The 26,814-nt window shown below is 44.8% G+C and carries 25 protein-coding genes and 1 CRISPR repeat array; of the genes, 4 read left to right on the top strand and 21 right to left on the bottom strand.

What is annotated here, in order from left to right; genetic code table 11:
- Positions 1-51 precede the first annotated feature (51 nt).
- The 13 genes from ACWA5Z_RS12785 to ACWA5Z_RS12845 all read right to left on the bottom strand — a co-directional run bounded on the left by ACWA5Z_RS12785 (position 52) and on the right by ACWA5Z_RS12845 (position 11,536).
- Positions 52-237, bottom strand: a complete 186-nt coding sequence (locus ACWA5Z_RS12785; protein ID WP_431052959.1) for a hypothetical protein — start codon at positions 235-237, stop codon at positions 52-54.
- Positions 238-458: 221 nt separating this feature from the next.
- Positions 459-1,280: a CRISPR direct-repeat array (repeat unit 37 nt; unit sequence GTCTTAATCCCTTTTTAGTCAGGGCTTATATTTGAAT).
- A 164-nt stretch (positions 1,281-1,444) separates the two neighbouring features.
- The gene (gene cas2, locus ACWA5Z_RS12790) at positions 1,445-1,726 is read right to left on the bottom strand and encodes a CRISPR-associated endonuclease Cas2 (RefSeq protein ID WP_431052961.1); all 282 of its coding nucleotides are present in this window, start codon (positions 1,724-1,726) and stop codon (positions 1,445-1,447) included.
- A gap of 15 nt (positions 1,727-1,741) precedes the next feature.
- Positions 1,742-2,812, bottom strand: coding sequence for a CRISPR-associated endonuclease Cas1 (gene cas1, locus ACWA5Z_RS12795; protein ID WP_431052963.1), 1,071 nt, complete (start codon positions 2,810-2,812; stop codon positions 1,742-1,744).
- Positions 2,813-2,818: 6 nt separating this feature from the next.
- Positions 2,819-3,103 carry a CRISPR-associated endonuclease Cas2 gene (gene cas2 / locus ACWA5Z_RS12800; RefSeq protein ID WP_431052965.1) on the bottom strand — a complete coding sequence of 95 codons (285 nt, stop codon included), beginning with the start codon at positions 3,101-3,103 and terminating at the stop codon, positions 2,819-2,821.
- Positions 3,104-3,245: 142 nt separating this feature from the next.
- The gene (locus ACWA5Z_RS12805) at positions 3,246-3,626 is read right to left on the bottom strand and encodes a hypothetical protein (protein WP_431052967.1); all 381 of its coding nucleotides are present in this window, start codon (positions 3,624-3,626) and stop codon (positions 3,246-3,248) included.
- 171 nt (positions 3,627-3,797) lie between these two features.
- Positions 3,798-4,952, bottom strand: coding sequence for a CRISPR-associated ring nuclease Csm6 (gene csm6, locus ACWA5Z_RS12810; protein ID WP_431052969.1), 1,155 nt, complete (start codon positions 4,950-4,952; stop codon positions 3,798-3,800).
- A complete protein-coding gene (locus ACWA5Z_RS12815) occupies positions 4,952-6,130 on the bottom strand; it encodes a Card1-like endonuclease domain-containing protein (RefSeq protein ID WP_431052971.1) in 1,179 nt (392 codons plus the stop codon). Before ACWA5Z_RS12815 ends, csm6 begins: the two co-directional genes overlap by 1 nt.
- An 18-nt stretch (positions 6,131-6,148) precedes the next feature.
- Complete coding sequence (gene csx16 / locus ACWA5Z_RS12820) at positions 6,149-6,445, bottom strand: CRISPR-associated protein Csx16 (protein WP_431052973.1); 297 nt, start codon at positions 6,443-6,445, stop codon at positions 6,149-6,151.
- Positions 6,446-6,518: 73 nt separating this feature from the next.
- Positions 6,519-6,887, bottom strand: a complete 369-nt coding sequence (gene cas6, locus ACWA5Z_RS12825; protein WP_431052975.1) for a CRISPR system precrRNA processing endoribonuclease RAMP protein Cas6 — start codon at positions 6,885-6,887, stop codon at positions 6,519-6,521.
- Positions 6,827-8,041 (bottom strand): type III-A CRISPR-associated protein Cas10/Csm1, encoded by a 1,215-nt coding sequence (gene cas10, locus ACWA5Z_RS12830; protein WP_431052977.1) that lies wholly within the window; start codon positions 8,039-8,041, stop codon positions 6,827-6,829. Before cas10 ends, cas6 begins: the two co-directional genes overlap by 61 nt.
- Before the next feature lie 207 nt (positions 8,042-8,248).
- On the bottom strand, positions 8,249-9,298 hold the full coding sequence (gene galM, locus ACWA5Z_RS12835) for a galactose-1-epimerase (protein WP_431052979.1): 1,050 nt from the start codon (positions 9,296-9,298) through the stop codon (positions 8,249-8,251).
- On the bottom strand, positions 9,295-10,467 hold the full coding sequence (gene galK / locus ACWA5Z_RS12840) for a galactokinase (RefSeq protein ID WP_431052981.1): 1,173 nt from the start codon (positions 10,465-10,467) through the stop codon (positions 9,295-9,297). Before galK ends, galM begins: the two co-directional genes overlap by 4 nt.
- A 16-nt stretch (positions 10,468-10,483) precedes the next feature.
- Positions 10,484-11,536, bottom strand: coding sequence for a UDP-glucose--hexose-1-phosphate uridylyltransferase (locus tag ACWA5Z_RS12845; protein ID WP_431052983.1), 1,053 nt, complete (start codon positions 11,534-11,536; stop codon positions 10,484-10,486).
- Between the two features lie 197 nt (positions 11,537-11,733).
- Between ACWA5Z_RS12845 and ACWA5Z_RS12850 the strand changes: the two genes are divergently transcribed.
- The 4 genes from ACWA5Z_RS12850 (at position 11,734) to mglC (ending at position 16,546) form a co-directional block, all read left to right on the top strand.
- Positions 11,734-12,732 (top strand): substrate-binding domain-containing protein, encoded by a 999-nt coding sequence (locus tag ACWA5Z_RS12850; RefSeq protein ID WP_431052985.1) that lies wholly within the window; start codon positions 11,734-11,736, stop codon positions 12,730-12,732.
- Positions 12,733-12,940: 208 nt separating this feature from the next.
- Positions 12,941-13,933, top strand: coding sequence for a galactose/glucose ABC transporter substrate-binding protein MglB (mglB, locus tag ACWA5Z_RS12855; RefSeq protein WP_431052987.1), 993 nt, complete (start codon positions 12,941-12,943; stop codon positions 13,931-13,933).
- A 55-nt stretch (positions 13,934-13,988) separates the two neighbouring features.
- Positions 13,989-15,512, top strand: coding sequence for a galactose/methyl galactoside ABC transporter ATP-binding protein MglA (mglA, locus tag ACWA5Z_RS12860; protein ID WP_431052989.1), 1,524 nt, complete (start codon positions 13,989-13,991; stop codon positions 15,510-15,512).
- Positions 15,513-15,535: 23 nt separating this feature from the next.
- Positions 15,536-16,546, top strand: coding sequence for a galactose/methyl galactoside ABC transporter permease MglC (gene mglC, locus ACWA5Z_RS12865; protein ID WP_431052991.1), 1,011 nt, complete (start codon positions 15,536-15,538; stop codon positions 16,544-16,546).
- A gap of 64 nt (positions 16,547-16,610) precedes the next feature.
- Here mglC and ACWA5Z_RS12870 read toward each other — a convergent pair whose 3' ends face one another.
- The 8 genes from ACWA5Z_RS12870 to glmM form a co-directional block, all read right to left on the bottom strand.
- Positions 16,611-17,942, bottom strand: coding sequence for a hemolysin family protein (locus ACWA5Z_RS12870; protein WP_431052993.1), 1,332 nt, complete (start codon positions 17,940-17,942; stop codon positions 16,611-16,613).
- Positions 17,943-18,250: 308 nt separating this feature from the next.
- The gene (locus ACWA5Z_RS12875) at positions 18,251-19,219 is read right to left on the bottom strand and encodes a sigma 54-interacting transcriptional regulator (RefSeq protein ID WP_431052995.1); all 969 of its coding nucleotides are present in this window, start codon (positions 19,217-19,219) and stop codon (positions 18,251-18,253) included.
- 25 nt (positions 19,220-19,244) lie between these two features.
- Entirely contained in the window at positions 19,245-21,008 is a 1,764-nt protein-coding gene (cydC, locus tag ACWA5Z_RS12880; protein WP_431052997.1) for a heme ABC transporter ATP-binding protein/permease CydC, read from the bottom strand.
- Positions 21,009-21,018: 10 nt separating this feature from the next.
- Entirely contained in the window at positions 21,019-22,782 is a 1,764-nt protein-coding gene (cydD, locus tag ACWA5Z_RS12885) for a heme ABC transporter permease/ATP-binding protein CydD (RefSeq protein WP_431052999.1), read from the bottom strand.
- Between the two features lie 198 nt (positions 22,783-22,980).
- On the bottom strand, positions 22,981-23,934 hold the full coding sequence (trxB, locus tag ACWA5Z_RS12890) for a thioredoxin-disulfide reductase (protein ID WP_431053001.1): 954 nt from the start codon (positions 23,932-23,934) through the stop codon (positions 22,981-22,983).
- A gap of 43 nt (positions 23,935-23,977) precedes the next feature.
- Positions 23,978-24,838 (bottom strand): co-chaperone YbbN, encoded by an 861-nt coding sequence (locus ACWA5Z_RS12895; protein ID WP_431053003.1) that lies wholly within the window; start codon positions 24,836-24,838, stop codon positions 23,978-23,980.
- Positions 24,839-25,022: 184 nt separating this feature from the next.
- Positions 25,023-25,427 carry a cytochrome b562 gene (locus ACWA5Z_RS12900; RefSeq protein WP_431053005.1) on the bottom strand — a complete coding sequence of 135 codons (405 nt, stop codon included), beginning with the start codon at positions 25,425-25,427 and terminating at the stop codon, positions 25,023-25,025.
- A 47-nt stretch (positions 25,428-25,474) separates the two neighbouring features.
- Complete coding sequence (gene glmM / locus ACWA5Z_RS12905; protein WP_431053007.1) at positions 25,475-26,809, bottom strand: phosphoglucosamine mutase; 1,335 nt, start codon at positions 26,807-26,809, stop codon at positions 25,475-25,477.
- Positions 26,810-26,814 lie beyond the last annotated feature (5 nt).

The raw sequence follows: 26,814 nt of genomic DNA on the forward strand, positions 1-26,814 counted from the left end.
AAAAGTGCGGTAAAAAAGTGCGTTCAAACAGAAAAACGAGGAAAAACGGAATTACGCCACGCCTAAAAAGCCAAAACCTGAATCGAGGTTTTCTCTTTTCAGGTTTTGTTTATTCAGCTTTCTCATCGCTTTGTAGCTTTTTTCGTGAATCTGATGACGGGTGAACTTCGCCATATTCTTCGCCACAAAGTTATTCACCGCACTTTCATGCGGTTGCGCTTGTTTTTTCTTCTTCATACTCATATTTCCTTTTAGCAATAAAACAGTGTTGATAAATTAAACAGCTGTTCAAGCCGCTATTTTAGGGGAAACGGATGGTTTGTCAATACAACTTAATAAATATATATAATGCTTATTTAATATTCTATTTATTTATAATTATCTTTAAGTCAGCACCATCTAATCAAAGCTTAATTTATTTGAATTGTTGGTTCCGTTAGAAACATCTTCGTTCAAAGAACTTAATCCCTTTTTAGTCAGGGCTTATATTTGAATAGAGAATTTAACCATGAAACCATTCAATCCGAACTGTCTTAATCCCTTTTTAGTCAGGGCTTATATTTGAATCAACTCCTTTTTGTTTAGTTTGCCCTCTTTGTGAGGTCTTAATCCCTTTTTAGTCAGGGCTTATATTTGAATTCAAGCATGCTTAGCATCTGTGTAGATTACAATGGGTCTTAATCCCTTTTTAGTCAGGGCTTATATTTGAATTGACCGAGTTCACAGATATTATCAACTCGTTCTGTCTTAATCCCTTTTTAGTCAGGGCTTATATTTGAATACAGATAACACTGTGCCTTGGTGGGAGCAAGGTGTGTCTTAATCCCTTTTTAGTCAGGGCTTATATTTGAATCCAATTCTCCTCGCCTACATCTAACACCTTTAACTTGTCTTAATCCCTTTTTAGTCAGGGCTTATATTTGAATTCCGACGGGTACTGCAAGCGGGCGGAGAAGTCGTGTCTTAATCCCTTTTTAGTCAGGGCTTATATTTGAATACATGAACCCGACACGGGAACAATTCATCAGTGCGTCTTAATCCCTTTTTAGTCAGGGCTTATATTTGAATTTTTTACAGGGCGTTGGTGACAATCTTTGACTTGGTCTTAATCCCTTTTTAGTCAGGGCTTATATTTGAATATTACAGTCGCCGTTATAAAGATACGGAGGATTTTGGTCTTAATCCCTTTTTAGTCAGGGCTTATATTTGAATTAGGGTCGCATTGGTTCACCGAGTCAGAAGCGTCTTAATCCCTTTTTAGTCAGGGCTTATATTTGAATAGCAGACATTAATAAAAAACTTTTTAATCAATATGTTATATTGATATTTCCCAATTTTTAAAGAACCATAAAGAGCTGGTTCAAGTTTTGATGAAATAATAGTCAATTTATAATCCGTCAACGCTCATTGGTGATCCAACAGGTTGATATTATAACGGTATCACTCAAGTGAGTCCAGCGGGTAATCCTGTCCAATAAATTCCCTCTGGCATAAAGGATTTCCCCAAGCGCCATTGAATTCCTTGTGTTGGAAGCTGGTACACTCGAAAATCATCTTCTTTTTTATTTATAAGTGCTAATACTTCATCAATACAAGTTTGTAGCTGTTTCTTGTTACCTTCAAACAAGAAAATACTGTACTGAATCGGTGTCGCATAGTGGCATAATTTCTTATATGCTCGTTGCAAACGCTTTGGATCACTCACATCATAACCTAATAAATACATATCAACTCCTCCCTATTAAAAACAAAATTCAACATTTTCTAACATAGTGCGTTGATTAAAAAAGTAAGGTGCAAGTGCGGTCTCCCAATTTTGTTGCAATAATTGTTGGGATGTTTCACTACTACGTCGTTGAGGCAAGAGCATGTTTAAACTACTTTGCTTTAACACCAATGCTAAAGCCCGGCAGTTTTCAGTCAACATTTTCCGCCAAAGCATAACCGCTTTTTCATAGGCAGAATAAAATTGAACCCGTCCTGTTTTACCCAACAGACACCCTTCATTTGTGGTACTAAAATATTCTTCACGTAAAATGCGGTCACGAAAACAACCAAGCAGCCAATTATCAACTAAAGGGCGCAATGGCTCGATTAAGTCACAAGCTAATGACTCGCGTCCAAAATCTAATCCGTGAAAAAATCCAATATAGGGATCGAGCCCAGCTCCATAAGCAGCCAACACAGCTTCGCCATGTAAGAGCGTATAAGCTAATGATAAAACGGCATTAAATGGATCACGTGGCGGGCGACGATTTCTACCGGCAAATTTTAAATGTGACGGTAAATAAATACTTAATGCGGTGAAATAAACAGCAGCCGCCCGCCCTTCAATTCCCCGTAAGGAAGCGACTGTCGATTGCTGAAATACACGCTGAATTAAATTATCTAATTCTTCAGCACGAGCCGAAAGCAAACATTTTTTATCCATTCGTTTATGACTAGCTTGCCACATCCAATTTTTTTGTGTAACTAATTTCAACAAAACAAGTTTTTTGGCAAACGTTAAGCAGAAAGATTCATCACTTGCAAGGGCATATTGAGCTAAACGTCGAGCTGCATCGTTATGTGGTCGAGACATAAATAACGTTGGGCTATTTTTTCTACCTGAAAGACAGATAATGCCAATATTTTTTTCGCCTAATTTTGCAAGCAATGACGCCTGTAATTTCACATCGCCTTTAATATAAATACGTTCAATTGGGGCTAGTGGAATCGTACCAATACGTTCATCATTTTCATAACAAATCAAAGCTTCATTTTGTAGTTTTAATTCCGTTCCTTTGCGATCAATATAAAGACTAGACATCATAGCTCCTTAAACCCATAAAAAAGGCTCTGTTGATTGCTGTTTTGCTTTGCCAAAAAATTGTCTTTCACAATTGTCATATAGTTGAAAAATATAAAGTCGATCCTGTTCTGTATCAATAGAATCTAGTAGATCTGACTTGAGCTTCAATAATTCATGTTTTGTCAACCAGCAGTCATAAAATGATTTTTGCCCACTTACCGCATAGCTTTCAATTTTCTTATGCACACAACGCAGCCGTTTGCTTTCTGTAATATCATAAGCGATTAAATAAAAAGAACGCGTGCTATCCATCAATATTCCTTCGTTCGTTTAACAAGAAATGCAACCACAAGGTTTCATTCCTACTAATTTTAAAAAACATTCATCTAAATTAAGCTCTTGCTTGGAAATATGATGAAATTAATACTAATTTAAAATGCTTGCAGTAATACTTCTAATTGAATCGCCTGCTAACATTGCAAGTATTTAACAATTTATTCCACTGTTTATTCTTGCTCAACCAATTATCTGAATGGCTGTTATACAAATAATAGGCTTCTACGCCATAACCAAATCCTTCCGGTGCTGATACAGATAATTCATCGTCATCAATATAACGAACATAGTCTTTATTTAATTTTCTCCGTAATGCTTCAATATTATGAATCCATTTTTTCCCATCTTTTATAAAATAGCGACCATTAAAAGCTCTCTCATCCTGAATTTCAGTATAGCCCAAAGCAATAGCTTTAATTTCACTATCCGTATAAGGTTTGAAAATATAAGGCAGTGTTGAATTTTCCGTATTTTTATTGGTATAAAACTCACTTCTCATTATATTCTCCTTACCAATTCTTGATATTCAGTAATAGAAATTATAGTGAGTGTGAGCCTAAATTGAGGGTATTACAAATCTGTAATAGATGATAATAAAAATCCAAGAATGGAAAAATAAAAAAGGAAAATATTACCTATCTTCCTTAAAACATCCAATCTATAAGATAGGCTAATCTTGAGCCACGGGGATAGGGAACCGGCAGGCTTTAATCTCTGCTTCAATCGCAGTTAAATCAATATGTTCTGCTTCAACCCCCAGTGTATAACACCGGGATTTAGACGATGGTATATAAGGTACATTTTTAGAATTATTATTTAGCCCAATTGCCGCTTTATATTTTTTAGTGATATCCGTTTTTGATTCAGAAAGTAAACTTTTAAAATCCTCGCCTAGACGAGTACTTTCATTGCCCACAGATTTTAGAATAACCATATAAAGATCAATAACTTTCTGTATCTTATTTTCATCAGGGCTTTCATATTGATAGGATAAACCCCGTTTTTTAAATAAACATAATGAAAGTAATAAAGCATAGCCACGCGGTGATAGACGTAATATTTCACAACCAAAGCGCACTTTTCGATCATCAATTGGCGTTAAAAAGGTGATTGTTGGCGTTTGCAAGGCATTTTGTGCTTTCTCAACCGATTGACTATAAGATAAATGGCTTCGCAATAAGCCGTCAGGCACGCCTAAACCAAGCCGCACCCAAGGAATTTCGGCTAACATCACTTTTGCCTGTGACACATCAATTTCTATCCCCTCGAGATCATTGATCATATGTGTATTCGGTTTTGGATAGAAAAATGTTGGCAAATTTTCATAACGCTCTTCCACCAAAACATGGGAAAGCGAATCCTGTTCACGCCCATACAATGACAACGCATAGCCTAAGAAAAAGCCCATCGTTTTGCGCCCGCCTGCGATCGAAGCATGAAGTGCGGTATCTTGTCGCTGACAAAATTCACTCACCAAACCAACAATTTGATCCGCAGCTAATTTATTTTCTTCAGGCGTGCGAATATCAGTTAAATCCATATTTTCACTATTTTGAATAACATGAATACAGCTTTCATCAAAATGGATGGCTGGCAAATGGTAATCTGCACAAAACTCAGCCAATGCACCTTCCGCCTTTTTACGCCCGCCTTCAATCCCAAGCAACGCATCCATAATCTCCTCTTTGCCCGGCAAGGTAGTAATCACATGCAATTCTGTTGGGATAAATTTTTTCTCCGTAACTAACGCATAAAGTGTTTCCGTGATCACCGCCGGGGACATTCCAGTGACTGAAAGCAGTATATTTTTCTTAATCTGGCTCATTATTTTCCTATCCAATTTTGAATTTTACTTTTCAACTGTTGCAATTCTTTTCCATGAATCACTTCGATTTTAAGTTCTTTTGCACGATTTCGATCGGCTTCATTCAGTTCGAAATAACTGACTAAACATTTTTTCGTCATCAAACCGCCATAATCTTTGAGTGCTTCCAGTTTATAGAGAATGCTTTCAGGTTTATCCGCTGATTTTTTACTCTGCATTATAGCGGTTTTGCACTCTACAATATGTAATTTATTATTGGCAATGAACACCACATCAAACTCATTTTTATTGCCTTTATTTTTTTCATCCCACGTTGATTTATTCGGGTTGTAATTGGTATTTCCCACTTCCAAATTCAGTGAAATATCTTGTACTTTATTGATATTTTTAAGCTCACTAAATACCACTTCTTCTAACCAACCGCCATTGAGTTTTTCCTTGGTTGCTTTATTTTTGAAATTGACACGCTCCCCATCAAATGCAATTATCTCTTCATCATGCAGTTCAAATAAGAAGTCGGTTAAGCCATTTTGTTTAAGTTCTTTATGCTCAAGTGCGGTTTTGTAGCCTGAATTTTCAGAACGGCTTGCAATACCATTTAATTGAGGAATGAGATTTCGATAGCGATCATAATAGTGAATAAATTCCTTAACCAAATCTAATTCAGATTCATTCACTGCTAATTTTTGCTCAGACACCACCGAATGCCCATATGCCATCAAATAGTTTTCCATGGTGATTTTAGTTGAGAGATGAATATCAGCCATTCGTTTTTTCTCTGCTGATTGGGATACAAAAACAATGCGATTTTTATCGGTGTCCATATAAAAAATCGGTTTATCTGCCATTGAAAATACATTTTGAGCAGCTATTGCCATCAGTTTTGTGCCACCCGTTACATTCAGCGCAATATCCTCACTTTCATATTGCGAAACAATATCTGCAATACGATCTTCAAGCTCTGCAAATTCAAATATATCGGCAAGATTTTCTAAAACAACATTCACACCTAATTTTTCAACGGTGTTTTTAAGAAATTTGGCTTGTTCTTTCATCTTGTTGGAAACCAAAAAAACCGCTTTTTTCGGTTTAAATTGCGGATCTAAGATCGGTAGTAAATTGGCGGCTGCTTGTACTGAAATTAAACAAAAGTGAATATCATATTTTGCGGCCATCATTTTCTCCTGAATTAATTTTTACTGTTCTAATGCTTTCACATAAAAAGGCATTAATCGGCAAGATTGCTGATTAAGTTGTTCTCTCGTTAATTCTTTCCCACGCTGATGTTCTTGCACGTTTAGCGACAAAAAATAAACTTTAGCCCCTTTTTGACACACTTGTGCAGCTAAATGGAGCGGTAATGTGCCCATCACAATATCCCCTGCTTGGATCTGCCCAACCTCTAAATGGCTAACCCAATGATCCACCATAATCGGCTGTTGTTTCATCCACTCCACTGTCCCTTGATGACGGGAAATAAACCATGTTGCCATATTTTAAATGTTAATTACCTTATGTTATTAATAGAAAGCCTAGCATAAGGTAATTTTTGCTTAGTCGGCAAAATTACAAATTTGTAATTTGGTATTTTCCTAAACCAAAAGACGCATTTTTTCCCACGTGTAGCCATTGTCCTAAATAAAGTAATTGAGCAACCCGCGATGAAACCCGATTCAATTGCCATTCCCCCACTAAACCACCTAATTGCATGGTTTGCTGTTGTCTTGACGAAAATCTTGTCCAATCTCGCCAACGCAGCCGTTTATGATCCGATATGTTGTCAATGTGCTGTTTCAACCCATTAAAATCCAGTTGCAATGTCTCTGTAGTATGAAATTCGGTGAGCAATACCAACCGCTTTGCCAAGCCAATTATTAAGCGTTCAATATGCAGTTCATCCGCAGATAATGGATGTCCGTTGCGTTGAATTCGCATTGGGGTTGATGTTTCACCGCACTTCGTATTTTTTCCGTATTCGGTGCAACAATTAAAAACTTACCTGCCGCATTGGTGATTTGACTTGTACTTGGCAATTCGCAAGCCTGTAGTACTTTAAGAGCAGCTAACTCAGAAAATAGCGAAACTTGAAATGAGCGTCCACGCAGTAACTTTGCCGCTTGTTTATTAGTTTCACTACCCGAAGCAAAAATAAAATCCTGAATACCAAAAAAATCACCTTGGATTAATAAGAACTTATCTTGCCCCCAGCTAATTTCTCGATTTTTCAGTGATTTTGCGGCTTCCCCATCGATTTGTCCGTTTTCATGGTGCCAACGCCAAAGTGCGGTCGCCATTGCCGCTGTAGTTTTAGAATGGTCGTATAATGACACTTCGGGTTTAACACCAAATGCGGTCGCTGACGGAATCGCGCTAGTATAACTTTGCCAAAGACTATCAAAATGATCGAGCCACAAAGACCAAGACTGACGGTGTGAATGCGGAATCTGTTCTAATCCTTGTAAAAAGGCATTCCATAAAGCATGGTACTCTTTTTGCGCTACACTATTTTCAGAGGGCTCATATCCTTGCCGCATTACTGGAAAAATCGTCTTGGCAGAAAGTGGTTTTAACGGATAGCAATAGTCGTTTTTATCCTTTTTCTCCGAAGTGAATGATATTTGCTCTAACAAACTGAATAAACGCGCTTGATAATGATTTTTTTGTTCACGACGACTTTCACCATTTTCTTTTGCCTGATTATATTGTTCAAACGTTTCTCTTTCAAAACCCGAAGCCACGCGATCTGCCGTCGCCACCACCCATTGCAAAAAGGTATCTGGTTTATGGTGTGCCGCTGCGGCATTAATCATTGAGTCTGTAATATCATTATTCTTATCACTGCGATTTGCAAAAGGAAATACATCGTCTTGAATTAAATCAGGAAGACGACGCTCAAGTAAATCTATCGCCCACCCAGTATAAGCTGCGTGCTGATGAGAATGATACTGCCCTTCCTTATTGAAATTAAAATGAGCAGCGAGATAATCTTTTGGTATCTCAATCTTTGCCCGTTGTGCAAATTTACCTAAATCGTGCAGAAGTGCAACCAATGCTACCCGGGCAGAGGCATTTAATAAATTCGTATCCATTTCAACTCCTTTTCTAATAAGATAATGAGCACATCATACTTAAAATACGATATAAATTATCTTTTTACAGATTTGTAATTTCAATAATTTGAACCAGCTCATATTTTTACCTGTACTACTTTAAAATACAGCCTAATGTATATAAAAAACCGCACTTTACATGTTAATTGCAAAGTGCGGTTGTGGTTAATTCGCCTCGAATAAACGTTAGTTCGTCTCAAATAAAAACACGGTGGTTTTGTGATAAGGCTCGTTGGCTTTACTGATTCCGCCGTATTTAAACCATTCGGGGTGATTCGGGGTGTCGGGCAGGGCTTGGGTTTCAAGGGCAATGCCGGCGTGGTTGGCGTAAGTTGAGCCGAGGCGGTTTGGCGTATTGGCGAGGAAGTTGCCACTGTACACTTGGATCGCCGGCTGATCAGTGAAGACTTTCAAGCATAAATCACCGTTGCTTGAACGCAGTTCCACTTGCGCCTCGGCATTTAACCCCGGTTGTTTGAGTAAAAACGCGTGATCATAGCCGGCAACCAGCTGTTGATCGCTGTCGTTTAAGAAATCTTGCACAACTGTTTTGGCGCTACGGAAATCAAAACCGCTGTTTGCCACCGATTTTAGCGGTGCTTTCGGGATACCTTCGCTATCCACCGGTAGATAATAATCGGCGTTGATTCTTAACTGATGTTGCAGTGCGGTTTGATCCGCACTTTCGCCGTCGAGGTTGAAATAAGCGTGGTTGGTGAGATTTAGCGGCGTGTCTTGATCCGTTTCGGCGTTAAAAATAACCAACAACGCATTATCGTCACGCAATTGATAGCGCACTTTGACCTGCACTGTGCCGGGAAAACCCTGATCGCCATCAGCCGAATGTAGCCCGAACTCAATTTGGTTATCATCATGACTTAAAATCTGCCAACGGCGTTTATCGAATGCCTGTGAACCGCCGTGCAATTGGTGCTTGCCTTGCTGGTTAGCAGCCAGCGGATAATCTTTACCGTTTAAGTGAAAAGCGGCATTGGCAATACGGTTGGCGAAACGCCCGACCGTTGCGCCCAAATAAGCCCCTTGTGCACTGTGCTGTTGTAAGTTTTCACACCCCAAGACGACATCACGCAAGCTTCCGCCAATCGGAATTTGACAGGAGAGCCACGTTGCCCCCCAGTCGGTAAAGCGAACCCGCATTCCCCGCCTATTCGCCAACGCCACCACCTGAAACGGTTTGCCGTCCGGGGCTAATTCTGCATTGTAAATATTGATCATAAAACACTGACTCCGGCCGAGGCATGGCAAACATAGAAGGTTTCTTTCAAGCCGGTGCGTTTATGATAATGCCCGGCAATCTGGCGGCGCACCGCGTCGATTTTATCTTCCGGCGCCAACGCGACGATACAGCCGCCGAAGCCGCCACCGGTCATACGTGCGCCGCCGCTGTTACCAATCACTTGCTGCGCCAATTCCACCAAGTAATCCACTTCCGGCACGGTGATTTCGAAATCATCGCGCATTGAATCATGCGATTGTCCCATCAATACGCCCAGTTGCTGTAAATCGCCGTTTTTCAACGCTGCCGCCGCATCCAACACCCGTTGGTTTTCGGTAACAATATGCCGCGCACGCTTGGCGACAATCGGGTCAAGTGCGGTCAATTCCTCTTCCAACGCCTTAAACTGCGCAATCGAAACATCGCGCAACGCTTTCACGCCGAAGAATGCCGCCGCTTGTTCGCATTGCTGGCGGCGGCTGTTGTATTCGCCCGCCACCAGATCATGTTTCACATTGGAATTGACGATCATCACCGCCACACCTTGCGGCACCGGCACCGCTTCGGTTTCCAAACTGCGGCAGTCGATTTTTAACAGATGATCTTTTTGTCCTAACGCCGAAATCAACTGATCCATATTGCCGCACTGGCAACCGACGAAACGGTTTTCCGCTTTTTGTCCGATCAGCGCAATATCAACATGGCTTAACGCCAATCCGCCCAATACTTGACAGAATTTTCCGGTCGCCACTTCCAACGCGGCTGAGGAGCTTAAACCGGAGGAAAGCGGTACATTGCCGCTGATCGCCAAATCCGCCCCGGTCTTAAACTCGGGACATTTTTCTTGTATATATTTCACCACTCCGCGTACATAACCGGTCCATTTATACTCGCCGTCCGCCTGCAAGTGCGGTTCAATCGGTCGGCTTAAATCAAATTCGTCCCATTGTCGCAAATCCGCCGCATACACTCGGAAAATATTGTCTTCGCGTTTCGCACCGCTGATTGCCGTGCCGTAATCAATCGCACAAGGCATCACGAAACCGTCGTTATAATCGGTGTGTTCGCCGATAATGTTCACCCGCCCCGGCGCATAAACCAACAGTTCGGGTTGATACTCAAATTGCTCGATAAATTCTTTTTGTGCTTGTTGCTGTGGTAAAAGCATGTCTTCATCTCCTTTCTTATTTTGCTTTGTAATGAATATCGCTTAGTGCCGCCAACCGTGCGGCGGCTTGCTCAGCCGTCAAATCCCGTTGTGATTCCGCCAGCATTTCATAACCGACCATAAATTTTCGCACGGTGGCAGAGCGTAATAACGGCGGATAGAACACGGCGTGCAACTGCCAGTGATCCAAATTGCGTCCGTCTTGGAAAAACGGTGCATAATGCCAGCCCATTGAATACGGGAACGGGCATTCAAACAGATTATCGTAGCGAATAGTCAATTGTTGAATTATCAAGGCAAGATCATCACGTTGTGCGTCCGTAAGTTCATTCATGCGTTTTACCGGCATTTTCGGCAACAGCATGGTTTCAAACGGCCATGCCGCCCAATACGGCACGACGGCAAGCCAAAACTCCGTTTCAACCACAGTACGGCTGCCGTCTTTTTGCTCGGCATTGACATAATCCAACAGCAGATTGCTGCCGTATTGTTGGTAATATTTCAATAAATTGCGTTCTTTGGTGGCGATTTCGTTCGGTAAAAAACTGTTCGCCCAAATTTGCCCGTGTGGGTGCGGCTGTGAGCAGCCCATCGCTTCACCTTTATTTTCAAAGGCTTGCACCCAAAGATAATCTTTGCCTAATTCTTCGATTTGCTCGTTCCAGGTTTCCACAATTTGGCGTAATTCCGGCACACTCAATTCCGGCAAGGTTTTGCTGTGATCCGGTGAAAAACAGATGACACGGCTCAAACCGCGCACGCCCATCACTTGAAACAGCGGGTTGTCACTCGGCGGCGCGTCGGGACTATCGGTCATTAAAGCGGCAAAATCATTCGGGAAAACATAGGTATGCTTGTAGTCCGGATTGACTGCGCCGGAAATCCGCTTGTTAGTCGGGCACAAGAAACAGTTTTCATCATATTGCGGTAACTGATGAGTTTCCAATTTTTCACTCTGCCCACTCCAAGGACGTTTGGCGCGGTGAGGGGAAACCAAAATCCATTCATCTTTCAATGGGTTATAGCGGCGATGCGGGTGTTCCGTCGGATCAAAATTTACACTATTCATCTCAATTCACCTATTTATTTATATTCAAATAAAATGTAATCGGTTACATTATCGGCGTTAAATATAGCATAATCCAGCAAACAAACCGTTAATTAGATCACAAAACGCCTAAATACTTTGCCGTTTACTCTCGGAAAATAAAAAAATGGCGTATGATAGGAAACGGTTTCAATTAATCTGATGTGAGGATAGTAAAAATGGTGACGATTCGTGATGTGGCAAAACACGCCAATGTTTCAGTGGCGACAGTTTCGCGCGTGTTGAATGATCACCCTTCCATCACGGAAAGAACCCGTGAAGCGGTATTAAGCGCGGTGCAACAACTCGGTTATTATCCCAATGCCAATGCGCAGGCTCTCGCCTCGCAAAGCAATGATACCATCGGTGTGGTAGTGACCGATGTAACCGATTCGTTTTTTGCCATTTTGGTGAAATCGGTTGATCAAGTCGCCGCTAAACATAAGCGCAATATTTTGATCGGTATCGGTTATCATGATTTGGAAAAAGAGAAGCAAGCGATTGATCTATTGTTAAAAAAACGCTGTAATTCTTTGGTCGTCCACGCCAAAGCCCTGAGCGACGAGATGTTGCAAGACTACTTAAGCCACCATCCGGGCATGGTGATTATTAACCGTACGATTCCCGGTTTTGAACACCGTTGCATTGCCTTGGACAATGAAAAAGGCACTTACTTGGCGACCACCACCTTGATTCAACATGGACACCGTCACATCGGTTATATCGGCTCCAACCATCATATTAATGACGAAAGCGAGCGTAAGTGCGGTTATTTAAAAGCGTTATCCGATAACCAACTCCCGCTCTGTTATCATGCCATCGCCAATTCCTCTCCCGATTATCAAGGCGGCGAAGAAGCGATGATCAAACTATTGAGTTACAACTCCAATCTGACGGCGTTGGTTTGTTACAATGATTCCATGGCGGCGGGCGCAATATCGATCTTGAATGAAAACAACATCAAAGTGCCCCACCAATTTTCGATTATCGGATTTGACGATATGCCGATCGCCAGTTACTTAGTGCCGAAACTGACCACTATTAGGTATCCAATTGATTTAATGGCAAGTTATGCGGCGGAACTGGCACTCAGTTTAGTCAATAAAGAAGTGGCGTCACCGGAAAATATCACTTTCAACCCGACCCTGGTGAAACGTTTCTCGGTCAAGTCCATTTAATTTGGAATGAAATTGTGATCCACGCCACATATTTTTTAATTAAATTATGTAATCGTTTTCATAATGTGAATAGGATCACATACTTTTAAAGACAGCTTGAGTATCCTATACCCTGACATTATCGCTCAAAGCAGATAATACTCTAAGTATCGGTTGCAGCAAAACCGATGGCATTTATCTTTATATAGCAAAGATGGAGAGAATTACCATGAAAAAAACCGTATTGACTTCTGTTGCATTGGCTGTCGGATTAGGTATTGCAGCAACGTCTGCGCAAGCCGCCAATCGTATCGGTGTAACTATCTACAAATACGACGATAACTTTATGTCCACCATGCGTCAGGAAATTGAAAAAGAAGCCGAAGCATTGAAAGACATCGAGTTATTGATGAACGATTCACAAAATGCCCAATCCATTCAAAACGATCAGGTGGACGTATTGATTTCCAAAGGCGTAAAAGCCTTGGCTATCAACTTGGTTGACCCGGCGGCGGCACCGACCATTATCAAAAAAGCCTCTGAAGAAGATATCCCGGTGGTATTCTTCAATAAAGATCCGGGCCAAGCGGCGATCAACAGCTACGATAAAGCCTACTATGTGGGCACTGAGCCGAAAGAATCCGGCGTGATCCAAGGTGACTTGATCGCCAAACAGTGGAAAGCCAATCCGGCTTGGGATTTAAACAAAGACGGTAAAATCCAATATGTGTTGCTGAAAGGCGAACCGGGACATCCGGATGCCGAAGCGCGTACCGAGTTTGTTATCAAAGAACTGAACAATCAAGGCATTCAAACCGAACAACTGTACATCGACACCGGTATGTGGGACGCGGCAATGGCGAAAGACAAATCTGACGCATGGTTATCCGGCCCGCATGCCAACACCATTGAAATGATCATCGCCAACAACGATGGTATGGCAATGGGCGCCCTAGAAGCAACCAAATCCCACGGTAAAAAACTGCCGATTTTCGGGGTTGACGCCTTGGCGGAAGTATTGCAACTGGTTAAATCCGGTGCGATTGCCGGTACCGTATTAAACGACGGCGTAAACCAGGCAAAAGCAGTGGTGCAATTGGCTGACAACTTGGCAAATGGTAAAGATGCTGCCGAAGGTACCGAATGGAAATTGGAAAACCGTGTCGTCCGTATTCCATACGTCGGTGTTGACAAAGACAATTTGGATAATTTCTTAAAATAATATGTTGTAATCTTGGGGAGAGATTCTCTCTCCCCTTTTTCGCTTGAGGTTGGATATGAGTGTAGAGCAATCCGTGCAAACAGAAAGTAAAGTTCTGTTGGAGATGAAAGGGGTAAGTAAAACCTTTCCCGGCGTAAAGGCGCTGGACAATGCCAATTTGACAGTGCGATCACATTCGGTTCACGCCCTGATGGGGGAGAACGGAGCCGGAAAATCCACATTACTGAAATGTCTATTTGGTATTTACGCCAAAGACGAGGGCGAAATTCTTTTTCTTGGAAAGCCGGTTAATTTTAAAACCTCAAAAGAAGCGCTGGAAAACGGAATTTCAATGGTACACCAAGAGCTGAACTTGGTTAAACAAAGCAGCGTAATGGACAATCTCTGGTTGGGGCGTTATCCGACCAAAGCCGGGTTGGTCGATCACACAAAAATGTATAACGACACCCAAGCTATTTTTAAAGAACTGGATATTGATATCGATCCGAAAATGAAAGTGGGCAAACTCTCCGTTTCCCAAATGCAAATGATCGAAATCGCCAAAGCCTTCTCTTATAATGCCAAAATCGTGATCATGGACGAACCGACGTCCTCGCTTTCCGAAAAAGAAGTCAGCCACCTGTTTTCGATTATCGAAAAACTGAAAGAACGTGGCTGCGGCATTATTTATATCTCGCACAAAATGGACGAGATTTTCAAAATTTGCGATGAAGTCACGGTATTGCGCGACGGTAAATGGATTAACACCATTCCGGTCAAAGGCGCAACCATGGACGGTATCGTCGCGATGATGGTCGGACGTGAGCTGACCCAACGCTTCCCGCCGAAAATCAACCAACCGAAAGAAGTGATTCTGACCGTTGAAAATCTGACCGCACTGAATCAGCCGTCAATCCAAGACATCAGTTTTGAACTACATAAAGGTGAAATTTTAGGCATTGCCGGTCTGGTGGGCGCAAAACGTACCGACATCGTGGAAACGATTTTCGGGATCCGCGAAAAAAAGAGCGGTGTGGTCAAACTACACGACAAAGTCATGCGCAATAAAACCGCACTTGAAGCAATCAACAACGGTTTTGCTTTAGTAACCGAGGAACGCCGTTCCACAGGGATTTATTCCAATTTAAGCATTGAATTTAATTCACTGATTTCAAATATAAAATCCTATATGTCCAAATTCGGACTGCTGAGTTCGACTAAAATGAAAAGCGACACCCAATGGGTTATCGATTCGATGAATGTGAAAACACCATCGCATAAAACCAATATCGGCTCGCTTTCCGGCGGAAATCAGCAAAAAGTCATTATCGGACGTTGGTTGTTGACCCAACCGGAAATCCTGATGTTGGACGAACCGACACGCGGGATTGATGTCGGCGCTAAATATGAAATTTATCAATTGATTATGGAGCTGGCGCAAAAAGACAAAGGCATTATCATTATTTCTTCCGAAATGCCGGAACTGTTAGGGATTACCGATCGGATTATGGTGATGAGCAACGGCAAACTCGCCGGTATCGTCAACACCAAAGAAACATCGCAGCAAGAAATTTTACAGCTTGCCGCTAAATATTTATAAAAAATAAGAGAAGGGATAAAACCATGGCTGACTTAGGAAAAAACAAATCTCTTGATTTCCTCAAACAAAATGCAATTTATTTCGTATTACTGATTTTATTGTCGATCATCATCATTCAGGACTCCAGCTTCTTGAGTTTGATTAACTTCAGTAACATCTTAACCCAATCGTCTGTTCGATTGATTATCGCCCTTGGGGTTGCCGGTTTATTGGTGACACAAGGCACCGACTTATCCGCCGGGCGTCAGGTCGGTTTGGCTGCGGTGGTTTCCGCTACCTTGCTGCAAGCGATGGATAACGTCAACCGCGTGTTCCCGGACATGGCTGAAATTCCAATTCCGTTAGTGATTTTAGTCGTCTGCGCCATCGGTGCGGTGATCGGCCTGATGAACGGTTTCATTATCGCAGTATTAAACGTAACGCCGTTTATCGCCACCTTGGGTACGATGATCATCGTGTATGGTATCAACTCGCTGTATTATGACGCGGTCGGTTCTTCGCCGATTGCCGGCTTCACCGCTTCATTCTCCGAATTCGCACAAGGCTATTTCCGATTCGGCAAGTTTAGGCTGTCATACATTACGATCTACGCCACCATTGCGACTATCTTAGTCTGGATTATGTGGAACAAAACCCGCTTCGGTAAAAACATCTTCGCTATCGGCGGCAACCCTGAAGCCGCGCGCGTATCCGGTGTAAACGTGACCCGTAACTTAGTCGTTATCTACATGATCGCCGGTATGTTCTACGCCTTCGGCGGGATGTTGGAAGCCGGTCGTATCGGCAGTGCCACCAACAACCTCGGCTTTATGTACGAATTGGATGCGATTGCCGCCTGTGTGGTCGGCGGGGTTTCCTTCGCCGGTGGTGTGGGCACGGTTATCGGGGTGGTAACCGGGGTATTAATCTTCACCGTCATCAACTACGGCTTAACCTACATCGGTGTCAACCCATATTGGCAGTACATCATTAAAGGCAGCATTATTATCTTAGCGGTAGCGATTGACTCGCTGAAATACGCGAAGAAAAAATAAGGCGTAAAAAGCAGCACTAGCAAGCTGACCGCACTTGGGACTCCTCTAACCAAGTGCGGTTTTTTTATTCTTTCGGCAACGGCGTATCTTGCGGATCAAAAGCCAATACCTGGGTTAAGGATAACGGACTGACCAATATTTTATCGATCCGTTTCTCATCCATATCAATAATTTCAAAGCGCCAGCCTTGCCAATCAACATAATCGCCGGTATTCGGTATCCGCCCCAACAGCAACATAATCATGCCGCTGAGGGTGTAATATAATTCTTTATCCTCTTCCGGTAATATTTTCAGCGCCAAGCGGTCTTTCATTTCCGGAATCGGGATCGTACCGTCTAAAAGCCACGAGCCGTCTTCACGCTGAATCGCCCAAGCGTCGGCTTCATTATTCGGGGTAAATTCGCCGGTCACCGCTTCTAGAATATCTTGCAGGGTAATAATGCCCTCCACTTCCCCGTATTCATCGATAACGAACGCCATCTGCATATTCTGCAGTCTGAATTGCTCCAACAGCTCCATGCCGGTCAAGGTTTCCGGCACATAAATACAAGGGGACAAATTAGCCGAATAATCAATTGGTTGCCCGCTGGCAATGTAAATAAGCGCCTGCTTGGCGTGAATAACGCCTAAAATTTTATCCAAACCGCCGTCGCAGACCGGAAAACGGGAATATTCCGAAGTAATTAAAAGTTGTAAATTATCTGCCGCCGCATTTTTAATATCAATAAACACCACTTCCGAGCGCGGAATGATTAATGAGCCTAATTTACGATCATCAAGCCGAAAAACATTGCGCACCATTTCATGCTGGTTTTGTTCGATAATGCCGGCTTCCGATCCCTCCTCTAACATCGCGTGAATCTCTTCTTCGGTCACGCTGGATACTTGGTTTTCCTTCACGCCGATTAATTTTAATAATGCGTGGGTCGAGATCGACAACAACTTAACAAAAGGTCGGGTGAAAGCTGCCAGTGTCTGCATCGGTTTCGCAACCAGACAAGCGATCGATTCGGGGTTAATCTGCCCCAAACGTTTCGGCACGAGCTCGCCGATCACGATCGAGAGATAGGTAATCACAATAACAACAACGGCGGTTGCCGTGATATTAGCTGTTTTTAGCGCCAAACCGAAAGATTGCAGCCAAGCCGATAGCGAACCGGCAAAGACGGCTTCACCGACGATACCGTTTAAAATACCGATTGAGGTAATTCCGATTTGAATAGTGGACAGAAAGCTCGTCGGATCTTCACCCAATTTAAGTGCGGTCGCTGCGGCATTATTGCCTTGTTCGGCAAGTTTGCTTAAACGTGTTTTGCGGGCAGTCACCAACGCAATTTCAGACATGGCAAAAATAGCATTCAATAAAATAAGTCCTAATAAAATCAAGACTTCCATGATTTCTCCCTTTGAAGTAAAAAAATGCGGTAAATAAAAAATACAATCGCTAGTGTCACGCTAGGATTAAAAAAGTAAGAAGGTGAGGGGGGTACGCTGTCAGCATTCATATCAGGTTAATATGTTGTCGTTATATCCTATTTATTTTTTTAAATAATTAAATTATCGCATAACTTAATATTCAATACCGTTTTCTACACTATTTGTTTCATTGGCTTTTCAATATAACCGTTTTTTATTTTATGTCAATAACAGCTATTTTATGATAGTACTATATCGGACAACGCAGAACTGAATAATGCAAAAATTTATTTGCCGATACCGTATTGTTTTAATTTATTGGCAACAGTGGTGTGCGACACGCCAAGGCGTTGTGCCAATTTGCGCGTGCTCGGGTAGTGTTGATAGAATTTTTGCAGCAGCTCACTTTCAAACTGCCCGATAATCTGCTCCCAGTCCATGCCATCGAATTGGCTTAATTCAAGATCAGTGCGCTGCGCTGGCGGGGCCGAAGTAAAGTGCGGTTTGGATAATGTTTGCTTCTCGCCTAACGAAGCGCAACTGCGATACAGTAAGTTATACAACTCACGTACATTGCCGCGCCAGTCGTGATTTTGCAGCGCATTCAGATAATCCTGATCGTATTGCGGCACGCTGATATTCAACTGTTGGCTAATCTTTACCAAGAAAAAATCGACCAAGTGCGGTATGTCTTGTTTATGTTGGCGCAACGGCGGAATATCGAGACTGAGCACATTTAAACGGTGATACAAATCCTCACGCAGTTCGCCGTTTTTGACATACTCCGCCAGCGGTTTTTGCGAGGTGCAAATCACGCGTACATCGGCGTAATGCTCCTGTTCTTCGCCCACACGACGATAGCTGCCATCGCTGAGAAAACGCAATAATTTGGCTTGCAAGCCCAATGACAATTCATTGATCGAATCCAATAACACCGTGCCGTGATTGGCATACTCAAAAAAACCGGTGCTGTGGTTGCCGTGGGTGCTGTCGCCGAACATCTCTTGTTCTGCCGCTTCCGGCGGCAAACCGGCACAGTTCACTGCAATAAATTTTTCTGTGCGGCGGTTGCCCCATTGATGACAGAGTTTAGCCAACAGATCCTTGCCTGTACCGGTCTCGCCTTGAATCAGCAGCGGCGCATCGGATTGGGCAAACTGTTTCAGTTGCTGCAACAAACGGCGCATTTCCGCACTTTGCGCTACGATCTCCGCTTGCGGATCGGTTTCAATAAAATTGTCGTGCTTTGTCGTCATTATGATGATCTCTTTCTTCTGTTCATTATTCTGCCAAACGATTCACAAAACGGTAAAACAGCCCCTGTGGATCAGCCGCCAATTCGGCATAGCTGCCTTGTTGTTGCAATTCGCCGTTGTCCATTACACAAATGCGGTCAAACTGCTCAAGTGCGGTCAAACGGTGGGTGACCATAATCAGGGTTTTGTCCCGGCAATGCCGTAACAGCAGTTGCAACACTTGCCGCTCGGTTTCGCGATCCAAGCCTTCGGTCGGTTCATCGAGTAAGATAACCGCACTTTCGCTCAATAAAATCCGTGCAATGCCTAACCGCCGCTGCTCACCGCCGGATAACGGACGGCCGCCGTCGCCCAACCAAAGATCCAAACTTTCCGCCTGTTCGGTCAATTGACTTAAACCGACTTGTTGCAGCACCGTGATCATTTGCTGATCGCTTGCCTGTTCGTTTGCCAACAATAGGTTATCACGCAGGGTGGCGCTAAACACATACACTCGTTGGCTGAGAAAAGCGATTTGTCGGCGCAAAAAGGCTTCGCTGTAATCCGTCAGATTATAACCGCCTAAGCACACTGCACCTTGTTGCGGATCATAATTTCGCAGAATCAGTTGTAACAAACTGGATTTGCCGCTGCCGGTTTTGCCAAGCAAGGCGACTTTTTCCCCTTGCGCCACTTGCCAGTTCAGATCACGCAAGACCGCACTTTGCGTTTCCAATGAAGCACTTGGATAAGTAAAACGGATATTTTGCAGACTTAACAATGGGTTGCTTAGTAACGACCGGCTTAAATCCGAATGCGCGCGCTCGCCGTGAAATGCCACCAAGGGTTGCTGTTCGATAATCTCATTGACCCGTTCGGCAGAGCTGATCACCTGCCCCAAACGCAAAAACGCCGCACCCAACGGCATTAAAATTTCAAAAGCCGCCAAGGCGGAAAAGGTGAACAGCGCAATATTGGCAAGGCGCAGATAATGGCTGTCGCCAAAATCCGTCGCGCCGGCAAGCCATAACATCAATAATAAAATCGAGCCGTTGCCGAACAGCAACACCGCCGCCGACAAACCGCTAAGATTGGCTTCTTTGGCTTGCAATCGCTGCCATTGTTGCTCGCTGTGTTGCAGTTTTTGCCGTTGCGGTTGCGCCACGTTAAACAGCAGCAATTCCGCTTGATTTTGCAACCAGTCGATAAAACGCACCCGATACGCGGCACGTTCCGCCGTCAGCGGTTCGCCGAATTTTTTGCCTAAACGGTAAAACACCGCCGGAATTAAGATCATCAAGCCGAACAGGGTTAAAGCCAAAATCAAAGCCAAAGTGCGGTCAATCAGGCTTAAACCTAAGAACAAAAATAAAATCACCATGCCGGCGCTGATAAACGGCGCAAGCAGGCGCAAATACAGGCTGTCGAGAGTATCGACATCGGCAACCAAGCGGTTCAATAAATCGCTGTTGCGGTAACGCGCCAACACCGCCGGAGAAAGCGGAATCAACTTTTGGAACACCGTCATGCGCAAGCGCGCAACCACGCGGAAAGTGGCGTCATGGGTGACAATCCGCTCAAAATAACGCAACGCCGTGCGCCCGATCGCCAAGCCGCGCACCCCTGCCGACGGGTAGAAAAAGTTAAATAATATATTCGCTCCGGCAAGGGATGCCGCCGCCAAGAACCAACCGGATAAGGTGAGCAAGCCCACACTTGCCGCCAAGCCGCACATCATCAGCACTACGCCGAACACTAAGCGCAACGCATTATGTTTAAACATGGCTAAAAAAGGCAAAATCGCACGCATAATCTCTCCGTCACTCAATCGTGTGCCGGCGTTCCGCCAATAAATCAGCAAAATAACCCGGCTGTCGGCGCAGTTCGTTAAAACCGCCCTGTTGTAAAATCTCACCCTGTCGCATTACCCAAATTTGATCGCACTGTTGCAGATCTTCAATGCGGTGAGTCACCATTAACGTGGTTTGGCGTCGGCTCAAGGTTTGCAAGGTTGCCAAGACCGCACTTTCCGAATGGGCGTCAAGGCTGGCGGTCGGTTCGTCCAACAGCAACAAACCGGCACTACGCAACAACGCCCTGGCAATTGCCAAACGCTGCGCCTGCCCGCCGGAAATACCGGCACTGCCCTCTTGAATTTGATAATCCAAGCCCAGTTTATCGGTAAATTCGCTGGCATACGCCGCTTGTAACGCCTGTTGTAATTCGGTTTCCGTTGCATTCGGGTTGCCGAGCAACACGTTTTCACGAATTGATGTCGCTAATAATAGCGGATTTTGCCCGACCCACGCGATTTTTTGTCGCCATTGGTGAAGATCCAAATCACGAATTTCAACGCCGTTGACCTGTAAACTGCCGCGATACGGCAAAAAGCCGAGCAGCACATTGAGCAGTGAACTTTTGCCTGCGCCGCTCTGCCCGACCAACGCCACATTTTGCCCTGCCGCTAAGTTGAAATTGAGTTTTTGGCTTAACGGCTGCCCTTGCGGACTGAGAATTTCCAAATCCCGCGCCTGCAATGAAAGCGGATTTTCAACCGTCTGCACCGCACTTTCGCTTTGACTGTACAAAAAATCTTGTCGTAAGAAAGCTTCAATCGCATCGGCGGCGGCAATGGCGGCGGCACGATCGTGGTAATATGTGCCGAGATCGCGCAACGGCTGGTAAAATTCAGGCGCAAGAATCAAGCTGAAAAAACCGACGAATAAGGCGAGAGTTACGCCGTCGTAACCGAAACTGAGCTGCCCCAGATAGCTGAAACCGAAATAAACCGCCATCAGCGCAATCGAAATAGAGGTGAAAAACTCCAACACCGAAGAGGACAAAAACGCAATTTTCAACACGTCCATCGTGCTTTCGCGGAATTCGTCTGCCGCCTCGCCCATACTCTGTTGTTGCTGTGCGCTGCGCCCGAATAAACGCAGGGTATCCAAACCGCGCAAGCGATCCAAAAATTGTCCGCTCAGCCGCCCTAACACCGTGATATTGCGCTGGCTGGTTTCCGCCGCTTTCAACCCGACCAATGCCATAAAAATCGGAATCAACGGTGCGGTCAACAGCAGGATTAATCCGGCAACCCAGTTGATCGGAAAGACCGCGATTAAGATAATCAACGGTACCAGCAGCGACAAAAATTGTTGGCTGAGATAACGGGCGTAGAAATTATGCAGATTTTCCACTTGTTCCAACACGATCGTCGCCCACGTGCCTGCGGGGTGGATTTTCATCGCCACCGGTCCGATAGCCGCCAGCTTATCCAGCACCTGCTTGCGCACCGCTTGACGCAACCGCTGTCCGCTGTAAAAACCCAGTTTTTCGCGCAGATATAACATTAGCGCACGCACGGCAAAAATCGCCGACAGCGTCGCAAAGTGGGGTATAAACTGCTCGCGCGCCAGTTGTTGCATAATAAAACCGTCTAAAATCAACGCCAGCAGCCAAGTCTGCCCGACCAATAACACCGCACTCAGACAACCGAGCAGCACATTGAGGTAAAGCGGACGTTTGATGATGTTTTGTTGCTGGCGCAACCATTTGGCAACCGTTTTTTGACGGGTTTTATTCATGGGTGATCCTAGTTTTTAATCAATGGCTTGATAATGTCATCTTCGCTTCCTCCGCATGCGGAGGGAGTACCATTTTTCGCGAGAAAAATGGGGAGGGAGGGGAAAATAGAAGAATAAATATTGATAAATTTGCCTCCCTCCGTCCTACGGACACCTCCCTCCGCAAGCGGAGAGAGGGAAGATGAGAATCAAATACGGTTAATTTTGCTGTGCGTCCAAAAACCGTTCCGCATCTAACGCCGCCATACAGCCTGTTCCGGCGGAGGTGATCGCTTGGCGGTAGTTGTGATCCATCACATCACCGGCAGCAAATACGCCTTCGACCGATGTGGCGGTGGCATTGCCCTCCAAACCGGATTTGACCACGATATAGCCGTTGTTCAAAGCCAGTTGCCCCTCGAAAAGTGCGGTATTCGGCGAGTGTCCGATGGCGACGAACACGCCGTCCAGTTTCAGCTCTTCGGTTTGCGCCGATTGGGTATCTTGCAAGCGCACGCCGGTAACACCCATCTCATCGCCCAACACCTCCTGCAAAGTGCGGTTGGTGTGCAATATGATTTTGCCCTCTTCCACCCGTTTCATCAGGCGATCCAACAGGATTTTTTCGCTGCGGAACTGCTCACGGCGGTGGACTAAATGCACTTCGGAAGCCACGTTGGCTAAATATAACGCTTCTTCGACCGCGGTATTGCCGCCGCCGATCACCGCAACCGGTTTGTTGCGGTAGAAAAAGCCGTCGCAAGTGGCGCAAGCGGAAACTCCGCGTCCTTTGTAGCTTTCTTCACTGTCTAAACCGAGATATTTTGCCGACGCGCCGGTGGCGATAATCAAGGCATCACAAGTAAATTGCTGCACATCACCGTTCAGTTTAAACGGACGGCTGGTGAGATCGACGTTGTTGATGTGATCAAACACGATTTCGGTATTGAATTTTTCCGCGTGCTGCAACATCCGTTGCATTAATTCCGGTCCGGTGGTGTCGCCGTAGTCGCCCGGCCAGTTTTCAATTTCGGTAGTGGTAGTGAGCTGCCCGCCCTGCTGCATGCCGGTCACCAGCACCGGATTCAAATTGGCACGCGCGGCATACACCGCCGCAGTGTAGCCGGCAGGCCCCGAACCTAAAATCAATAAGTTGCAATGTTTAACGGTCATTCCATGTCTCCTAACATAATGTGTTCGGTGATTATAAGCGAAATTAATACAATAACGAATAAAGCTGACGGCGATATTGATTGGCAAGCGGATCGCTGCTGCCGATTGCCGATAAAATCGACAAATATTGCTGTTTCACTTCGCCATTGGCGGCATTTAAATCTTGTTTTAAAAAGCCGAGCAACAGCGACAACGCTTCTTCGTTGCGTGCGGCTTGGTGCAGTTGTAACGCCAGTTGCAAGGCAATTTCAGGACTCGGGTTACGGCTGAAATCCTGTTGCAATTGTTGAATTTCGGGGGTGTCCGCCGCTTGGATCAACAATTCAATCTGCGCCTGCAAGCCCTGCCAACGGCTGTCGCGATCCTGAATCGGGATCTGCTGCAAAATCTCGCTCGCCGCTTCGGTATTTTTCATCGCAATATAGGTTTCGGCGTACAACAGTGCAATATCGCTGTTTTTATGATCGGACAAATTCCACGCCTCTTTCAGTAAGGGCAAGGCTTGATCGTAAGCTTCCGCTTGCAGGAAATCCAACGCTTGGTTGAATTTAATCTCTTCCTCTTTCGGCAGGATCACGCTCAAGCGCACCTTTAGCTCATCTTCGCTCAACACGCCCGGAAAGGCGTCAATCGGCGCGCCGTCTTTAAACAGATAGGTGGTCGGCACGGCTTGAATTTGGAATTGGCGCGCAATCGCCTGTTGCTGTTCGCAATTCACTTTCACCAACACAAATGCGCCCTGTTGCTGATCGGCAATGCGTTGTAAAAGTGCGGTAAATTCTTCCGACTGTGGGTGTCCCGGCATATAAAAACTGAACACCAACGGGAATTGTTGGCTCAGTTGCAGCACGTCGTTGAAATTTTGTTCCGTCAGATCAAGAATATAATTTTTGTTATCAAGCATTATCAGCCCCTTATACGATGGTTTCGGCTATTCTAGCAAATTTTGAGATGAAAAATAGAGATAGGCTAATAGATGGGGGCGGATTGGAAGATTTAAACCCTGACATGAACGTCAGCGATGATCTCCCTCCGCACGGGGAGGGAGAAAAGGAATTTATCCGTAAAATAACCTAGTAAACACGAGGCTACTTGTATTTCTTATGAAACTCATCACGTAACTCGAGCAATTTTTCAGCGTGTTTTTTGGCTTGTGCCAAGTCGCCTTGTTCAGCAAGTTTTACGCTTTCGGCGGAAACATCAGCCAGCTGTTGCAAGCCGGATTGATAATCCAGCACTGCCGGGCTGTCTTTGGCTTGATCGTGCAGCTTATAAGGCAAAAATTGCTTTGCCGCTTCCGCCGCTTGGCTTAGTTTTTGTAACGATTGTACAAATTCCTGTGCGTTATCGGTTTTCATTGCCGCCGTTGCACTGCCGGCAATGGTACGCATTTCATCTTTCAGTGCCGCTGAAGCAACGTTGCTACTTAAGGCGGCGACGGCTAACACGGCACCAAATACCACACTTTTCCAAGATTGAGTCATTTTCATCATATTTCCCACTAATTAAAGTAAAATTAAACTAAAAAGTAAACAAGCGGTTATACGTTTTTCACCGTTTCCGCAATTCGTTCTGCCGAGCGTTGAGCAAGCTCTCCGTCAGCGCATTCTACCATAACACGGATTAACGGTTCTGTGCCCGACTTTCTTAATAAAATTCTACCGTTTCCGTCTAATTCTTTTTCCACTTCCGCCGCCACCGCTTTCACGCTGTCGTGTTCCAAGGGGTTTGCACCGCCGCTAAAGCGTACGTTAATCAACACTTGCGGGAACAGTTTGACCGCACTTGCCAATTCATTCAGCGACATTTTTTGTTGTACCATCGCCGCCAGCACTTCCAAAGAGGCGATAATGCCGTCGCCGGTGCTGTTTTTATCTAAAATGATGATATGTCCCGAATTTTCGCCGCCAAATTTCCAATTGTGCGCTTCCATTTGTTCCAACACATAACGGTCGCCGACATTGGCGCGCACAAACGGGATTGAAAGCTGTTTCAACGCCACTTCCAACGCCATATTGCTCATTAATGTGCCGACTACGCCGCCGGACAATTTTCCGGCGCGCAACGCTTCGCGTGCGATGATAAACAGGATTTGATCGCCATCAACGACGTTACCTTTGTGATCGACCATCATCAGGCGGTCGCCGTCGCCGTCGTAAGCCAAGCCGACATCGGCTTTGGCTTGCAACACGATTTCACGCAAGGCATGAATATCGGTCGCACCGCACTTTTCATTGATATTTAAGCCGTTTGGTTTGGTACCGATTTCAATCACTTCCGCGCCCAGTTCACGCAACACATTTGGCGCGATATGGTAAGTCGCGCCGTTGGCGCAATCGACCACGATTTTGTAATTTTCCAAGCTAAGGTGTGCCGGAAAGGTGCTTTTGCAAAATTCGATATAACGTCCGGCGGCATCGGTGATACGACTGGCGCGCCCTAATTCCGCCGATTCGACGCAATCCATCGGTTGATCGAGCATGGCTTCAATCGCCGCTTCCACTTCGTCCGGCAATTTGGTACCTTTGCTGGAAAAGAATTTAATGCCGTTGTCCCAATACGGATTATGCGAGGCGGAAATCACGATCCCGGCCTCGGCACGGAAAGTGCGGGTTAAATATGCCACCGCCGGGGTCGGCATAGGGCCGATAAATGCCGCCGACAAACCGGCGGCGGTCAGACCGGCTTCGAGTGCCGATTCCAGCATATAGCCGGAAATGCGCGTGTCTTTGCCGATCAGCACTTTACGGCTGCCTTGGGTTGCCAAGACTTTGCCTGCCGCCCAGCCTAATTTCAGCGCGAAATCGGGGGTGATCGGGTATGTGCCCACTTTGCCGCGCACGCCGTCGGTGCCGAAATATTTACGTTCTGCCATTGTTT

Source organism: Testudinibacter sp. P80/BLE/0925 (assembly GCF_053570785.1).

Bases quoted from the DNA above. Each gene is read 5' to 3' on its own strand.
- ACWA5Z_RS12785 (WP_431052959.1), bottom strand. From the start codon at position 237: ATGAAGAAGAAAAAACAAGCGCAACCGCATGAAAGTGCGGTGAATAAC.
- cas2 (WP_431052961.1), bottom strand. From the start codon at position 1,726: ATGTATTTATTAGGTTATGATGTGAGTGATCCAAAGCGTTTGCAACGA.
- cas1 (WP_431052963.1), bottom strand. From the start codon at position 2,812: ATGATGTCTAGTCTTTATATTGATCGCAAAGGAACGGAATTAAAACTA.
- cas2 (WP_431052965.1), bottom strand. From the start codon at position 3,103: ATGGATAGCACGCGTTCTTTTTATTTAATCGCTTATGATATTACAGAA.
- ACWA5Z_RS12805 (WP_431052967.1), bottom strand. From the start codon at position 3,626: ATGAGAAGTGAGTTTTATACCAATAAAAATACGGAAAATTCAACACTG.
- csm6 (WP_431052969.1), bottom strand. From the start codon at position 4,952: ATGAGCCAGATTAAGAAAAATATACTGCTTTCAGTCACTGGAATGTCC.
- ACWA5Z_RS12815 (WP_431052971.1), bottom strand. From the start codon at position 6,130: ATGATGGCCGCAAAATATGATATTCACTTTTGTTTAATTTCAGTACAA.
- csx16 (WP_431052973.1), bottom strand. From the start codon at position 6,445: ATGGCAACATGGTTTATTTCCCGTCATCAAGGGACAGTGGAGTGGATG.
- cas6 (WP_431052975.1), bottom strand. From the start codon at position 6,887: ATGCGAATTCAACGCAACGGACATCCATTATCTGCGGATGAACTGCAT.
- cas10 (WP_431052977.1), bottom strand. From the start codon at position 8,041: ATGGATACGAATTTATTAAATGCCTCTGCCCGGGTAGCATTGGTTGCA.
- galM (WP_431052979.1), bottom strand. From the start codon at position 9,298: ATGATCAATATTTACAATGCAGAATTAGCCCCGGACGGCAAACCGTTT.
- galK (WP_431052981.1), bottom strand. From the start codon at position 10,467: ATGCTTTTACCACAGCAACAAGCACAAAAAGAATTTATCGAGCAATTT.
- ACWA5Z_RS12845 (WP_431052983.1), bottom strand. From the start codon at position 11,536: ATGAATAGTGTAAATTTTGATCCGACGGAACACCCGCATCGCCGCTAT.
- ACWA5Z_RS12850 (WP_431052985.1), top strand. From the start codon at position 11,734: ATGGTGACGATTCGTGATGTGGCAAAACACGCCAATGTTTCAGTGGCG.
- mglB (WP_431052987.1), top strand. From the start codon at position 12,941: ATGAAAAAAACCGTATTGACTTCTGTTGCATTGGCTGTCGGATTAGGT.
- mglA (WP_431052989.1), top strand. From the start codon at position 13,989: ATGAGTGTAGAGCAATCCGTGCAAACAGAAAGTAAAGTTCTGTTGGAG.
- mglC (WP_431052991.1), top strand. From the start codon at position 15,536: ATGGCTGACTTAGGAAAAAACAAATCTCTTGATTTCCTCAAACAAAAT.
- ACWA5Z_RS12870 (WP_431052993.1), bottom strand. From the start codon at position 17,942: ATGGAAGTCTTGATTTTATTAGGACTTATTTTATTGAATGCTATTTTT.
- ACWA5Z_RS12875 (WP_431052995.1), bottom strand. From the start codon at position 19,219: ATGACGACAAAGCACGACAATTTTATTGAAACCGATCCGCAAGCGGAG.
- cydC (WP_431052997.1), bottom strand. From the start codon at position 21,008: ATGCGTGCGATTTTGCCTTTTTTAGCCATGTTTAAACATAATGCGTTG.
- cydD (WP_431052999.1), bottom strand. From the start codon at position 22,782: ATGAATAAAACCCGTCAAAAAACGGTTGCCAAATGGTTGCGCCAGCAA.
- trxB (WP_431053001.1), bottom strand. From the start codon at position 23,934: ATGACCGTTAAACATTGCAACTTATTGATTTTAGGTTCGGGGCCTGCC.
- ACWA5Z_RS12895 (WP_431053003.1), bottom strand. From the start codon at position 24,838: ATGCTTGATAACAAAAATTATATTCTTGATCTGACGGAACAAAATTTC.
- ACWA5Z_RS12900 (WP_431053005.1), bottom strand. From the start codon at position 25,427: ATGATGAAAATGACTCAATCTTGGAAAAGTGTGGTATTTGGTGCCGTG.
- glmM (WP_431053007.1), bottom strand. From the start codon at position 26,809: ATGGCAGAACGTAAATATTTCGGCACCGACGGCGTGCGCGGCAAAGTG.